At 33.1% G+C, this 13679-nt stretch carries 14 protein-coding genes and 1 riboswitch; of the genes, 10 read left to right on the top strand and 4 right to left on the bottom strand.

The window, feature by feature from the left end:
• Nucleotides 1–8 precede the first annotated feature (8 nt).
• A riboswitch (cobalamin riboswitch) is annotated at nucleotides 9–218 on the top strand.
• Nucleotides 219–245: 27 nt separating this feature from the next.
• Entirely contained in the window at nucleotides 246–2099 is a 1854-nt protein-coding gene (locus A4F88_RS22815) for a TonB-dependent receptor plug domain-containing protein (RefSeq protein WP_068845252.1), read from the top strand.
• Between the two features lies 1 nt (nucleotide 2100).
• Nucleotides 2101–3138 (top strand): YncE family protein, encoded by a 1038-nt coding sequence (locus tag A4F88_RS22810; RefSeq protein ID WP_245179201.1) that lies wholly within the window; start codon nucleotides 2101–2103, stop codon nucleotides 3136–3138.
• A gap of 85 nt (nucleotides 3139–3223) precedes the next feature.
• Here A4F88_RS22810 and A4F88_RS22805 read toward each other — a convergent pair whose 3' ends face one another.
• Nucleotides 3224–4696, bottom strand: coding sequence for a S41 family peptidase (locus tag A4F88_RS22805; protein ID WP_068845102.1), 1473 nt, complete (start codon nucleotides 4694–4696; stop codon nucleotides 3224–3226).
• 161 nt (nucleotides 4697–4857) lie between these two features.
• Here A4F88_RS22805 and A4F88_RS22800 point away from each other — a divergent pair, with 161 nt between their 5' ends.
• The 6 genes from A4F88_RS22800 to yiaA all read left to right on the top strand — a co-directional run bounded on the left by A4F88_RS22800 (nucleotide 4858) and on the right by yiaA (nucleotide 8219).
• Nucleotides 4858–5367, top strand: a complete 510-nt coding sequence (locus A4F88_RS22800) for an RNA polymerase sigma factor (RefSeq protein WP_068845099.1) — start codon at nucleotides 4858–4860, stop codon at nucleotides 5365–5367.
• Nucleotides 5354–5812: a hypothetical protein gene (locus A4F88_RS22795; RefSeq protein WP_068845098.1), complete on the top strand. Its 459-nt coding sequence runs from the start codon at nucleotides 5354–5356 to the stop codon at nucleotides 5810–5812. The genes A4F88_RS22800 and A4F88_RS22795 overlap by 14 nt, the downstream gene beginning before the upstream one ends.
• Before the next feature lie 16 nt (nucleotides 5813–5828).
• The gene (locus tag A4F88_RS22790) at nucleotides 5829–6356 is read left to right on the top strand and encodes a DUF4252 domain-containing protein (RefSeq protein ID WP_068845096.1); all 528 of its coding nucleotides are present in this window, start codon (nucleotides 5829–5831) and stop codon (nucleotides 6354–6356) included.
• A 1-nt stretch (nucleotide 6357) separates the two neighbouring features.
• Nucleotides 6358–6897 (top strand): DUF4252 domain-containing protein, encoded by a 540-nt coding sequence (locus A4F88_RS22785; RefSeq protein ID WP_068845094.1) that lies wholly within the window; start codon nucleotides 6358–6360, stop codon nucleotides 6895–6897.
• Nucleotides 6898–7134: 237 nt separating this feature from the next.
• On the top strand, nucleotides 7135–7809 hold the full coding sequence (locus A4F88_RS22780; RefSeq protein WP_068845091.1) for a TIGR02117 family protein: 675 nt from the start codon (nucleotides 7135–7137) through the stop codon (nucleotides 7807–7809).
• An 11-nt stretch (nucleotides 7810–7820) separates the two neighbouring features.
• Entirely contained in the window at nucleotides 7821–8219 is a 399-nt protein-coding gene (gene yiaA, locus A4F88_RS22775) for an inner membrane protein YiaA (RefSeq protein ID WP_068845090.1), read from the top strand.
• A gap of 99 nt (nucleotides 8220–8318) precedes the next feature.
• Here the strand turns inward: yiaA and carB are convergent, their stop codons facing one another.
• Together carB and rpmH are read right to left on the bottom strand one after the other, a co-directional pair.
• Nucleotides 8319–11174 carry a carbamoyl-phosphate synthase large subunit gene (gene carB / locus A4F88_RS22770; RefSeq protein WP_068845087.1) on the bottom strand — a complete coding sequence of 952 codons (2856 nt, stop codon included), beginning with the start codon at nucleotides 11172–11174 and terminating at the stop codon, nucleotides 8319–8321.
• A 145-nt stretch (nucleotides 11175–11319) separates the two neighbouring features.
• Nucleotides 11320–11481, bottom strand: a complete 162-nt coding sequence (gene rpmH, locus A4F88_RS22765) for a 50S ribosomal protein L34 (protein WP_008464848.1) — start codon at nucleotides 11479–11481, stop codon at nucleotides 11320–11322.
• A 166-nt stretch (nucleotides 11482–11647) separates the two neighbouring features.
• Here rpmH and A4F88_RS22760 point away from each other — a divergent pair, with 166 nt between their 5' ends.
• The gene (locus A4F88_RS22760; protein WP_068845085.1) at nucleotides 11648–12163 is read left to right on the top strand and encodes a hypothetical protein; all 516 of its coding nucleotides are present in this window, start codon (nucleotides 11648–11650) and stop codon (nucleotides 12161–12163) included.
• A 252-nt stretch (nucleotides 12164–12415) separates the two neighbouring features.
• On the opposite strand, the gene A4F88_RS22755 is transcribed toward A4F88_RS22760, so the two are convergent.
• A complete protein-coding gene (locus A4F88_RS22755; protein ID WP_068845082.1) occupies nucleotides 12416–13075 on the bottom strand; it encodes an alpha/beta hydrolase family protein in 660 nt (219 codons plus the stop codon).
• Between the two features lie 292 nt (nucleotides 13076–13367).
• Between A4F88_RS22755 and A4F88_RS22750 the strand changes: the two genes are divergently transcribed.
• Nucleotides 13368–13679: a GNAT family N-acetyltransferase gene (locus A4F88_RS22750; protein ID WP_233173349.1), complete on the top strand. Its 312-nt coding sequence runs from the start codon at nucleotides 13368–13370 to the stop codon at nucleotides 13677–13679.

Raw genomic sequence — 13679 nt, 5'->3', positions numbered from 1 at the left:
TTAACTTTATCTTTGCACGAAATTAAGGTTGTGTTTATTTCAAAACACATTAAAAGGGAATCAAGGAATTAACAAAAAACTTGAGCTGTACCCGCAACTGTAAGCTTTGTTCTGAAAAGAATGCTTGTTGTTACTACAAAACCACTGCTCGCCAAGACGAATGGGAAGGTAAACAACAAGACGCAAGCCAGGAGACCTGCCTTTGTAACAAATATCGAGCTCTCGGGAAAAAGAGTGTAGAAATTATGACTTTAAAAAAACTTTTTGCTTTTTCTTTCCTGTTATTGTGCCAGATTATTTTGGCGCAGAACGATTCTATTAATAAATTGAAAGAAGTTGTAGTTTCAGATGCCAATCTGAAAAAATACTCCGGTTCTCAATCGGTATTAAAACTCAATGACTCCATTATCAATAAGAATGAGACTTTACTGACTGATTTATTAAATTTTAATTCCACTATTTATTTTAAAGAATACGGACGCGGAATGCTTTCTACAGTTGCCTTTAGAGGTACAACGGCATCGCAAACAGCAGTAATCTGGAATGGAATAAATATCAACTCTCAAATGAACGGAAGTACTGATTTTAACACGATTTCAGGTTCTGATTATAATTCTGTCAGTGTAAAAGCCGGCGGAGGAAGTGTCATTTATGGTAGCGGTGCTGTTGGAGGAACTGTTCACCTGAATAATGATCTTGGCTTTTACAAGAGGTTCGAAAACAATTTGAGATTAGATTACGGAAGTTTCAATACCATTGGAATCAATTATAAAACTAATATTTCGAACGAAAAATGGAGCGCACAAATTGGTTTTTCTAAAAATAGTTCAACAAACGATTATAAATATTTAAACCAATACAACTGGAAGGGCGAACAACGCTGGAATCAAAACGGACAGTACGACATTATTACAATGAGTGCCAATGTTGGCTATAAATTCGACTCAAAAAACAGTTTAAAATTGTACTCTCAAACTTCAAATACCGATAGAAACACATCATTGATCTCAGAAACCGAAACTAAAACCCGATATGTAAATGGTTTTAATCGAAATTTACTGGAATACGATGGCGATTTTGGCAAATTTAGCACCAACCTCAAAACGGCTTATATCTTCGAAAATTACCAGTATTACCCAAATAATGCCGTTAATTTTTTTACATATGGAAAAACAGAAAGCCTGATTACAAAAGCAGATTTAGGATATAAGTTTTCTAAATCCATACAAGTAAATGCCATCTTAGACTACAACAGAACAAAAGGATATGGAAGTGGTTTTGGTGATCATGTCAGAGAAATTAGCTCAGCTACCTTATTAGTCAAACAAGATGTTTCAACAGATTGGAAAAATGAATTTGGCATTCGAAAAGAGTTCACAGATAATTATCAATCACCTGTTTTATTCTCCTTGGGATCTTCATACCAATTCAGCAAATTATACAATCTAAAATTAAATTTATCCCGAAATTTCAGAATTCCAACTTTTAATGATTTGTACTGGGAACAAGGCGGAAATCCTGATTTAAAACCTGAAAGCTCTTATCAGGCAGAGATTGGCAACGTTTTTACATTCAGGAACATTTCACTTACACAAACCTTTTATTATATGAAAATAAAAGATTTATTGCAGTGGGTTCCTGGCAGTAACGGAATTTGGTCACCAAAAAACACAGACAATGTTAATAGTTATGGCGCTGAGACTTTATTGAGCTGGAAAAAACATTTTGGTAAAAATTACTTTGCCGCAAATGCCACTTATGCCTACACTGTTTCTAAAGATGAAGCCACTAAAAAGCAACTCTTTTTTGTGCCTTTTCATAAAGCAACTGCATCTTTTTCCTATTCAAGAAACCAAATTTCTGCTTATTATCAATTTATGTATAATGGTTTTGTTTACACTACAGGAGATAATAATCCAACAGAAATTGTAAATGATTATAATGTTTCGAACATCGGAATTGATTATGATTTTAAATTTCTGGATGCTTTCAAGCTTGGATTTCAGGTTTTAAATCTTTTCAATAAAGAATATGAAAGTCTGGAATACAGACCTATGCCGGGTCGTAATTTTAATATGTATTTAACCTTAAAATTTTAATATGATGAAATTTAGTAAATTATTTTTAATAGTACTTAGCGTCTCGTTATTCGTTTCGTGTTCAAATGACGATAACAACGATACCCCAAAAGGAGTTTATGACAAAGGCTTTTTTATTTTGAATGAAGGAACTACACAAGCTACTGTTTCATTTTCAAGTAATGACCTTAGTACTTTTACTAAAGACGTTTATTCTACTGTAAACGGAAATGATATCCTTGGAAAATTTGCACAAAACATCTTTTTTAACGGAGACAATGCCTATATTATTTCTGGTGGAGCCAATAATATTACGGTAGTTAACCGATATACTTTTAAATTAATTACAAAAATCGAAACTGGTTTAAAAAACCCAAGATACGGAGTTGTAAAAGATGAAAAAGCTTATGTTACAAATGCAAACACTTATTCATACGAAAATGCAGCAACAGGAGATACAGATGATTATGTTGCAGTAATTAACCTTGCAACCAATACTTTGGAATCTAAAATTGACTTAAACTCTACCGCGAACAGAGTTGTGTTAAAAGATGGAAAACTTTACATCACTGATTCTTACAATGATAAATTATTAGTTGTAGATATTGCAACGAAAAAACTGGATGCTCCTGTACAAATTGGTCTTAACGCTGATTGTATTGAAGAAGACAATGGGGTTTTATACATTTTAAAAGGAGGTTTTGGGAATTCTAGTGAACTTGTAAAAGTAAAAATAGCAGACAAAACAACTAGTAAAATTACTTTTCCTGAAAGTTTAAATGGTGCCGGATTTATGGATCTTGAAGACAGTAAAATTTACTATACAGTAGGAAGTTCTGTTTACATGATAAACACTAACGCTACAGCTGCATCAACAACTGCAATTGTGACTACGCCTGCAACTTACATATACGGATTTGCAGTTAACAACGGTCGCATTTATGTTGCCCAAGGAAACTTTAAAACAGATGGTAAAGCTTACATTTACAATTTAGCCGGTGCATTACAAAAAGAATTAACTACTGGTATTGGAAGTAACGGTTTTTACTTTAATGATTAATCATCATTTATTTTTTTAGAATTAGTTTTTGGAATATATTTCTAATAAAAAAGGCTTTCATTTCTGAAAGCCTTTTTTATTGGTTTTATTTTAATGCTCTTAAAAGTCCTTCAGGAGCTTTCTCGAGATACATTTGATTTCTTATTCCATTCATTGCTTTAACATCTGTAAAACCTTTTAAAGCCACTCCTCTTTCTTCTTCTGTCTTTTTAGTAGTCACACCTGTAATTTTACTTAAAACCACATTTAACAATGGTTCTGACGGATCTCCTAAAACACCTAAATTACTGATACGCTCTAATTGCTCATAAGTTGGTTTTAAACCATCTGTATATTCACCAAAATCAGCCGAATTTACAATTTTTAAAACCAAAGGCTGCATAGCATATTTATGGTTTAAGTTTCTATTTGCTTTTCCAAAAGTGGGAGAATCATATAAAGTAACAGAACCAACGTTTTTACCTACAGTAGTTTCCCCTACCTGAATTACCGAAATATAAGGTGCTAATCCGTTTATTACTAATTCACTTGCAGAAGCTGTACCACTAGTTGTAATGATATATACCTTAGTCATGTTTAAACTATTAATCGCAGCTCCGTCCATTTTATCAACGAATCTGTTATTCAATGATTCCGGATCTTCACTCTCATAGTATTGATTAATTTTTGCATTCCATTTTTCTTTAGCAAAAATTTTATTCGTAAACTGACCTGTAATCATACTAGCCAAACGGGTTGCTGTTTGTATAGAACCTCCTCCATTATATCTTAAATCCAAAACAAAATCCGTAATCCCCTGTGCTTTTAAATCAGCAAAGGCCGCATTAAGCTGCGCATCATAATTAGCATAAAAACCATTGTACATCAAATAGCCAATTTTATGACTTCCGGATGTTATTACTTTATTGATAAAAACAGGATTTTCATCTAAAGTAGTTTTCACTAATGAAACCGATTTGCCATTAGATACAAAATTAGTTCCATCGTAAGTCACCATATTAAGAGTATAACTATCAGCCGCTAAAAGCGATTGATAATTTGAAACCGTAAGTTGTGTTCCGTTGATCGCGCTAAAAAGATCCCCACGTTTGATGTCTTTTTTTGAAGCATCAGAATTTGGAATGATATAACGCACATACCCCACTAAATCGGTACTGCTTCCTGGTTTATAACTCAGTCTGAAATCTACTCCGTTATTTTTAGAAGTTCCCTGAAGTTCCTGTTCTAAAACAGTATAATCATCAACAATCCAGCTAAAACGATCAATAGCCTGTCCTTTAGGAAATTTACTGATAGGTTTATTCAATAAATCCTGAAATAAATCTTCAGGTTTAGAATATCCTCTCAAAAAAGAGTTTAATGCTTCCTGATTACTAAAACGATTATCGGCCAAATTAGGCACATCGGCTTGCCACAAATAAAATTGATTTAAACCTTTCCAGATAAAATCATTAACCTGCAAAGCTGCCGGAGACTCCACATCGTCCTGATCCTCACAAGATTGCAAAGAAAAAGCAAGTAAAAATAATAACAGTACACTCTTTAATATTGTTTTCATATAGTAGGTATCTATGTAGTACTAACGTAAAAATAGTATCTTTAGTTTTAAGTATAATGATTTTAAACTATTTTTTTTATAAAAAAAATTATAATCTGATGTAACAAATAAAATCATGTCTCGTCTGGACTATATAAGCTAACGAATAACCACCGAATTTTATGAATCAGAATGTGTTTATAGAATTAACAAATCCTTTTAAAGACAAAGTTTTTCGTCTGGCAAAACGATTGTTAACCAGTACCGAAGAGGCTGAAGATGCTACTCAGGAAGTAATGGTTAAATTATGGAACAAGAAAGAGAATTTAGACTCTTACAATAGCGTCGAAGCATTGGCCATGACCATGACTAAAAATTATTGTCTGGATCAGTTAAAGTCGAAAAGAGCAGGAAATCTTAAAATTGTTCATAATAATTATACCGATCGCGAAGCGGCATTAGATAAAAAACTGGAAGATTCGGATAGCTTAGAATGGGTAGGAAAAATTATAGGTCAATTGCCTGAACAATTACAAATATTAATTCAGTTACGCGATGTTGAACAATATGAATTTGATGAAATTGCGAAAATTGTCAACATGAATGAAACGGCTATTCGGGTAGCACTTTCAAGAGCGAGAAAAAAAATACGAGAAACAATGCTTAATACACACCGTTATGGAATTCAATAAAATAGAAGATATATTAGAAAAATACTTTCAGGGAGAAACAAGTATTGCTGAAGAAAAACAATTAAAAGAATATTTTTCTTCTCCAAATGTTGCGCAGCATTTAGAACAATACAAACCTATGTTTGGTTATTTCTCTCAGGTAAAAGAACAAAAGTCGACGCAGGAAATACCACTAAAAACTAAAAAACGAAATGTAGCGTGGTTATCAATTGCAGCTTCAGCAGTTGTTTTACTAGGAGTTGGAACCTACTTTTATGTGAGCGAAAAAAATACAACTCCGGTTGTAGCGCAATCTGAACTAGGAACCTATGATGATCCGGAAGAAGCTCTTGCAGCAACGCAAAAAGCTTTAGCTTTATTATCAAGCAATGTTAATGTAGGGATTGAAAGTGTCCACTACATTAAAGAATACGAACAATCAAAAAACAAAATTTTTAAACAATAATCTAAATTCAATCAAAATGAAAAATTTCATCATAACACTAGTTTTCGCATTCGTAAGCCACGCTTTTTATGCTCAGGGAGCATTTGACAAATTTGATGGTCAGGACGATGTAACCTCAGTAATTGTAAACAAAAAAATGTTTGATTTAATGAGTAAAGTAAAAGTTGATGCTTCTGACAAAGAAACGCAACAGTATATTAATCTGATTAAAAAATTAGACTACTTAAAAGTGTTTACCACTAAAAATGCTAAAATTGAAGCCGACATGAAAGCTTCTGCTGACAAATATGTAAAAACAGCCGGTTTAGAAGAATTAATGAGAGTTAATGACAACGGAAGAAACGTAAGAATATCTGTAAAATCAGGAGCAAGTGACACTCAGGTAAAAGAATTGTTAATGTTCATTGATGGTGCTAAAAGCGACGAAACAGTTTTATTATCTTTAACAGGTAACTTTGATATTAACGAGATTTCAGTACTAACAGACAAGATGCAACTTCCTGGTGGTTCTGATCTAAAAAAAGCCTCTAAAGGCAAAAAATAAGATGAAACTAAACGTTTTTACCTCAGTCCTTTTAGTATTATTAACTCTTGTAAGTTGTAATTCTGAACCTTCATTGCAGAAATATTTTGTAGAAAACAGTAATAATAAAAATTTTATTGCTCTGGATGTTTCTCCCAGTATTTTAAATCTGGATAAAGCCAGGTTGTCTGCAGAGCAAAACGAAGCTTTAAAATCATTCGACAAAATGAATATCTTAGCTTTTAATGCCAATAATCAAAATCAGGCTCAATTTGAAGCAGAAAGAGCCAAGGTTAAAGTGATTTTAAAAAATCCACAGTATCAGGAATTAATGAAGTTTGGCTCAGGTAAAGACGGCGCATCAATAAGCTATGTTGGTTCTGATGACAATATCAATGAATTTGTAATTTTTGCCAACAAAAAAGAAACAGGTTTTGCAGTCGTTCGTGTATTAGGAAAAAATATGAATCCAAACAATATTATGACCTTAATGTCTGTTTTGAAAGAGTCAAAAATTGACATGGAACAATTAAAACCATTGCAACAGATGCTTAAAAAATAACATCTGTCTTACTTTAAAAATGAAAAAGCTCCAATTATGGAGCTTTTTTTATTTTATCATTATACCTCAAAAATAAATGCACAATTATATATTACGAATTATTTGAAAGATTATACTGTATAATAGTTTATTGCAATTTATTTTGATGTGAACGTAATTTAATTATATTTGCAATCAACCAATTAAGTTTATTAATTTAAAACTTACTAATTAACCAACCAAAAAAGAACCGTCTCATTGAAAAAAGCGCTTAAAATTATACTTAAAATATTTTTGGTATTTTTTGGACTTATTGCCATTTATCTTCTTGCTGTATTTTCACTTCCCAAAATAACTGTTGATCAGGAACCTGACACAAAACCCGAAGTCGAAATTTATATCCTCACCAATGGCGTTCATACTGATATTGTAATGCCTGTAAAAAACAATCAGATGGACTGGAGCCAAAAGGTGAAGTTTGAAAACACAAAAGCTTCAGATTCTACTTTTAAATATTTAGCAATGGGCTGGGGAGATAAAGGTTTTTATCTCGAAACTCCTGAATGGTCTGACTTAAAAGCTTCGGTTGCATTCAAAGCAGCTTCCGGTCTTAGTACTACAGCAATTCATGCAACCTATTATAAACACCTAAAAGAAGGTGCTGATTGCAAAAAAATAATGATTAGTACAGCACAATACGATCGCTTGATAAAATATATTTCTGAGAGCTTTCAACACGATGCTTCCGGGAATTTCTTACCTATAAAAACGAACGCAAATTATGGCAAAACCGATGCTTTTTATGAAGCTAATGGTAGCTATAGTGTGTTTCATACCTGCAATACATGGGCAAATACCGCCTTAAAAGCCAGCGGACAAAAATGTTGTTACTGGACCGCTACAGATTCAGGAATTTTTTCAAAATATAAATAAATTAAATAAACATGGTACAAAAAACATCGAATGCCTTTATAGCGGCATCTTGGGTAGCTCTTGGAGCAGGAACGGTAGGTTTTATAGTTGGACTTGCAAGAGCAGAAATGCTATTAAATGAAAAAGGATACTATTTCACTGTTTTAATGTTTGGTCTTTTTGCTGTTGTTTCACTACAAAAAAGTGTTAGAGACAGACTTGAAAAACTGCCTGTAACAGACATCTATTACGGAATTTGCTGGTTCGGAACCCTTTTATCGATTGTATTATTAGTAGTCGGACTTTGGAATGCTACTATTTTACCAAGCGAAAAAGGTTTTTATGCTTTTGCGTTTTTATTAGCCTTATTTGGCGCTATCTCTGTTCAAAAAAATACAAGAGACAATATGTCGTTCAGTCAAAATGAATAATTTCAAACTATTATATTAACCAAAAACCAACTTCCAAAATTTAGTTAACCAAAAAAGGCTCCAAAAATTGGAGCCTTTTTATTTATAAAGAATTTGAGATTATTTACTCAAATACATTTTTCTTCTTGAGTACAATTCGTAGAACTGATCGTCTTTTAAATCATCTATAAACAAGATACTTTCTCCTGTTGATTTCATTTCAGGTCCTAATGCTTTGTTTACATTATGGAATTTACTGAAAGAGAAAACAGGTTGTTTGATTGCATATCCTTTCAATTGTGGGTTAAAGTCAAAATCAGTTACTTTATTATGACCTAACATTACTTTTGTAGCGTAGTTTACGTAAGGTTCTCCGTAAGCTTTTGCAATAAATGGTACTGTTCTGGATGCTCTAGGGTTTGCTTCGATAATGTAAACTGTATCATCTTTTATCGCAAACTGAATATTGATTAAACCAACAGTTTTTAAAGCTCTTGCAATTTTCACTGTATGATCTTTAATTTGTTGCATTACAAATTCTCCCAAGTTAAAAGGAGGTAAAGTAGCATTACTATCTCCCGAGTGAACTCCGCAAGGTTCGATGTGCTCCATAATTCCTATGATATAAACATTACCATCAGCATCACAAATCGCATCAGCTTCAGCTTCGATTGCCCCGGCTAAATAGTGATCCAGAAGTAATTTATTTCCTGGAATTGTTTTCAATAAATTGATAACATGCTCCTCTAGTTCTTTTTTGTTGATTACAATTTTCATTCCCTGACCTCCTAACACATAAGAAGGACGAATTAATAGTGGAAAATCTAACTGATCTGCAAGAGCAGAAGCCTCGTCAGCTGTTTCAGCGATTCCAAATTGCGGGAAAGGAATATGTAATTCTCTTAATAAGTCTGAGAAACGACCTCTGTCTTCGGCTAAATCAAGCGCATCAAAACTGGTTCCGATGATTTTCACACCGTATTTAGACAATTTTTCAGCCAGTTTCAAGGCTGTTTGTCCACCTAACTGCACAATAACACCTTCCGGTTTTTCATGCTGAATGATATCGTAAATATGTTCCCAGAAAACAGGCTCAAAGTATAATTTATCAGCTGTATCAAAATCAGTCGAAACCGTTTCAGGATTACAGTTGATCATGATAGTTTCGTAACCACATTCTTTAGCAGCCAAAACTCCGTGCACACAAGAATAATCGAACTCAATTCCCTGTCCAATTCTGTTTGGTCCGGAACCTAAAACTACAATCTTCTTTTTATCTGTTACAACACTTTCGTTATCTACATAACGCTCACCGTTTGCTTTTTCAATTTCTGCCTCAAAAGTCGAATAGTAATAAGGTGTTTTTGCTTTAAATTCAGCAGCACAAGTATCTACTAATTTAAACACACGGTTAATATTCAAATCCATACGTAAAGTATGTACTTCGCTTTCTAAGCAGTTTACCATGTGAGCAATTTGTCTGTCGGCAAAACCTTTTTGTTTCGCTTCAAGCAATAAATCTTTTGGAAGATCAGTAATCTTATAGTTAGAAATTTCTTTCTCTAAAGTATAAAGCTCTTCGTATTGTTTTAAGAACCACATATCAATTTTTGTGATTTCATGAATACGACTCAACGGAATTCCCATTGCGATAGCATCATAAATTACAAAAACACGATCCCAACTCGCAAAAGTTAGTTTCTCGATAATTTGTTCATAGTTTTTATATCCTTTTCCGTCAGCACCAATTCCGTTTCTCTTGATTTCCAAAGATTGAGTTGCTTTGTGCAATGCTTCCTGGAACGAACGTCCAATTCCCATTACCTCACCAACAGATTTCATCTGAAGTCCTAAAGTCCTGTCAGCACCTTCAAATTTATCAAAGTTCCAACGTGGTATTTTCACGATTACATAATCAAGAGTTGGTTCAAAAAGAGCCGAAGTTGATTTTGTAATTTGGTTTTGCAATTCATCTAAGTTGTATCCTAAAGCCAGTTTAGAAGCAATTTTAGCAATTGGATATCCGGTAGCTTTTGATGCTAAAGCAGAAGAACGAGATACACGAGGGTTAATCTCGATGGCAACAATATCTTCTTTTTCGTCTGGCGAAACTGCAAATTGTACATTACAGCCTCCTGCAAAATTTCCGATACTACGCATCATTAAGATTGCATAATCACGTAATTTTTGGAATGTTGTGTCTGATAATGTCATCGCTGGTGCAACTGTAATCGAATCTCCGGTATGAATTCCCATTGGATCCATATTTTCAATCGAACAAATGATTACAACATTATCATTTTTATCTCTTAAAAGCTCTAACTCATATTCTTTCCATCCCATTAAAGCTTTATCAATTAAAACTTCGTGAATTGGAGAAGCTTCAAGTCCGCGTGTTAAAAGCTCATCAAAATCTTCTTTTTTGTAAACCACAGCTGCTCCTGTTCCTCCAAGTGTAAATGAAGGACGAATTACTAACGGGAAACCAAATTCCTGAGCAATTTCTTTTCCTTCTAAATATGAAGTAGCTGTTTTTGCAGGTGCAGTTGGTACATTAATTCTTTCAAGAAGTTGTTTAAACTGCTCTCTGTCTTCTGTAATATTAATAGCGTTTACATCAACTCCAATTAATCTTACTCCGAAATCCTGCCAGATTCCTTTTTCTTCAGCTTCCAAACACAAGTTCAAAGCTGTTTGCCCTCCCATTGTTGGCAAAACAGCATCAATTTGTGGATGTTCCTTCAGAATTTCAATAATCGATTTTGTCGTTAGTGGTTTCAAATAAACATGATCGGCCATAGTTGGGTCGGTCATGATAGTCGCTGGATTTGAGTTTATCAAGATAACTTCAATCCCTTCTTCACGAATAGAACGTGCAGACTGAGATCCTGCATAATCGAATTCGCAAGCTTGACCAATAACAATAGGTCCCGAACCTATTATTAAAACGGATTTAATTGATGTGTCTTTAGGCATTGTATATGTATTGTGTAGTTATATAAGTACTTTAAAAAACATCCCTAGTATGCTATAAACTAGAATGTTGAGAAAATTTTTACCGACAAGGTATAAAAAAAGGCGATACTAAAAAAGTAACGCCTTATTTATGTTTATAGAAACATTATTTTTTGTGTCTAGGCTCGCTAGAAACAGTTAATTTATGTCTTCCTTTTGCTCTTCTACGCGCTAGAACTTTTCTTCCATTCGCAGAAGCCATTCTGTCCATAAATCCGTGCTTATTTCTTCTTTTTCTTTTCGATGGTTGAAATGTTCTTTTGCTCATTGCTTTGTATCTTTAAAATGGTATCTAATATCTCTTTTCTGTTTTTGAATATCGTTATTCCAAAACCGAGTGCAAATATACAAAGACTTTTTTTTCTGGCAAGTACTTTAATAAAAATATTTTTAATTCATTTTACTATATTTGCAATCACAAATATACATCTATTATGTTTCACAAAAATATTAAACTTATTTTAGCCGGACTTCTTGTAGTTGCTGGCATCTGGCAATTTACTGAAAGTAATATCGGGAACGGAATCTTCCTTATTTTATTGACGGCTATTCCAATTTTTCTTTACTTTAAAAACGAATTTATCCTTTTAGCCTTCCTTAAATTAAGAAAACAAGACTTTGAAGGCGCTAAAAAATGGCTCGCATATATCAAGAACCCTGAAGCTGCATTAGTAAGAAAACAACAAGGGTATTTTAATTACCTTCACGGTATCATGCTTTCTCAAACTAATATTAACCAGGCTGAGAAACATTTCAAAAAAGCAATCGAGCTTGGGCTATCAATGGATATGGATTTAGCAGTAGCAAAATTAAACCTTGCCGGAGTTGCAATGTCACGCCGAAGAAAACTTGAAGCAACTAATTTACTGAACGAAGCTAAAAAGTTAGACAAACAAGGAATGTTAAAAGAGCAGATCTCAATGATGAAAGAACAAATGAAGAAAATCTAATCTTCAAATTCTCAATATTTAAAATCCCAAATTCCAAAAGAGTTTGGGATTTTTTATTTTTAATCCGGAGCTATTTCCTGCTATCCGCTTGTATCTTTTATGGCGAAACCCGCCATAAAAGGATACCGCTCCTATCAGGGCTAAGGCTTTAGATTTCAAAAAAAACATTTAGCTATTTAATCGATCAGACTGAGCGAAGTTGTAACCTTTTAAACCCAAAAGCCTTTGACTTTTTTCCGGGCAGTATTAATATTAATCCTCTAATATAATAGAAGGTAAATTCTCATTCAGCCATTTGTACTTATTCAGGATCATGATATGAGTTCCTCCTTTTACCACAATGCAACTGTTAATATATTTTATAGGAAAAACATCATCTTTATCTCCATGAATATGAATTACCTTCTCATCAATCTGATTTCGGTTCCATAAAATAACAGACTCGACAGCCCATTGGAGATAGTTAAGATCACGTACAGCCAGAAACTTCTCGTATAATTTAATTCTTTTGTTGACTTTCTCCCCAAAAGAATATTTAGCGAGATTCTCAATATTCAAAATCAACTTCATCGGAATCAGTTTGTAAGCCTTTGTAGTTTTTCCAATTTTCATTCTTCTTGGAAATTCGGCATTACTTCTGACACTCGAAATAATAATTACTTTTCGGGCTTTGATATGTTTTGAAATCTCCTGCACCAAAATACCACCAAAAGACACACCAATTAAAACCGGATTTTCGTGTTTGATTTTCTTTGAAATTCTCAGTGCATAATCAGACAATGATTCTTTTGGCTGCGGAATTTCCCATTCCAGCAAACACATTTCAAAAACAGATTCATCTAATTTGATTCGCTCAAAAATAGCCGGACTAGCCGCCAGGCCAGGCATAAAATATACAGGAATTTTACTCATTTGGCAGAAGAAGAATTAAGATTACAGATTTTAATTTCACGTTAAAATTACTTTTTTTAACAATATACACTGCAAATCTTACACCACAATTATTTTTTGAATCTAATAAAATCGCAAAAAAGCCTGCTAATACAAGCAACTGCAGCGGTATTAAAAAATAATTTCATATTGAGAATCAAATGATTACCTTTGCAGTCAATTTAACCATTATTTAAATATCATTCCAAGATCTTTTAAATAATGCTGCGAACGTTCTTTTTCTATTATTTTTTTTTAAACCTACCAAAAAAACATGACTAATATGGAACCTATTGAAACTATGGAAATCAAAGACAACACTTTTGCAAGACAATTTGAAGCCATAGTCCCTGAAGGATTACTCTCTGTAGAGTATTCATTTCAGGAAAAAAAAATCTTCTTAACTAAAATAAATACACCAGAAGGCTTTGAAAATCAATCATTAATTGATTTATTACTAAAAAACATTATGGAAATTGTCACTGAAAAGAAATTCAGATTAATGCCTATCCACCCAAAAATTGTGTTATTCATCAAAAAAAATCCAAAATACAAAGAGTTATTACCTCCGGGAATCAGGATTTAA

Source organism: Flavobacterium chilense (assembly GCF_001602525.1).
Classification (GTDB): domain Bacteria; phylum Bacteroidota; class Bacteroidia; order Flavobacteriales; family Flavobacteriaceae; genus Flavobacterium; species Flavobacterium chilense.
This window is presented reverse-complemented; position numbering and strand designations above follow the sequence as displayed.

Excerpts from the sequence above, each read along its gene's own strand:
- rpmH (WP_008464848.1), bottom strand. The coding sequence starts at position 11,481 with ATGAGCAAAAGAACATTTCAACCATCGAAAAGAAAAAGAAGAAATAAG.
- A4F88_RS22785 (WP_068845094.1), top strand. The coding sequence starts at position 6,358 with ATGAAACTAAACGTTTTTACCTCAGTCCTTTTAGTATTATTAACTCTT.
- A4F88_RS22760 (WP_068845085.1), top strand. The coding sequence starts at position 11,648 with ATGTTTCACAAAAATATTAAACTTATTTTAGCCGGACTTCTTGTAGTT.
- A4F88_RS22800 (WP_068845099.1), top strand. The coding sequence starts at position 4,858 with ATGAATCAGAATGTGTTTATAGAATTAACAAATCCTTTTAAAGACAAA.
- A4F88_RS22750 (WP_233173349.1), top strand. The coding sequence starts at position 13,368 with ATGACTAATATGGAACCTATTGAAACTATGGAAATCAAAGACAACACT.
- yiaA (WP_068845090.1), top strand. The coding sequence starts at position 7,821 with ATGGTACAAAAAACATCGAATGCCTTTATAGCGGCATCTTGGGTAGCT.
- A4F88_RS22755 (WP_068845082.1), bottom strand. The coding sequence starts at position 13,075 with ATGAGTAAAATTCCTGTATATTTTATGCCTGGCCTGGCGGCTAGTCCG.
- A4F88_RS22815 (WP_068845252.1), top strand. The coding sequence starts at position 246 with ATGACTTTAAAAAAACTTTTTGCTTTTTCTTTCCTGTTATTGTGCCAG.
- A4F88_RS22810 (WP_245179201.1), top strand. The coding sequence starts at position 2,101 with ATGATGAAATTTAGTAAATTATTTTTAATAGTACTTAGCGTCTCGTTA.
- A4F88_RS22805 (WP_068845102.1), bottom strand. The coding sequence starts at position 4,696 with ATGAAAACAATATTAAAGAGTGTACTGTTATTATTTTTACTTGCTTTT.
- A4F88_RS22790 (WP_068845096.1), top strand. The coding sequence starts at position 5,829 with ATGAAAAATTTCATCATAACACTAGTTTTCGCATTCGTAAGCCACGCT.
- carB (WP_068845087.1), bottom strand. The coding sequence starts at position 11,174 with ATGCCTAAAGACACATCAATTAAATCCGTTTTAATAATAGGTTCGGGA.
- A4F88_RS22795 (WP_068845098.1), top strand. The coding sequence starts at position 5,354 with ATGGAATTCAATAAAATAGAAGATATATTAGAAAAATACTTTCAGGGA.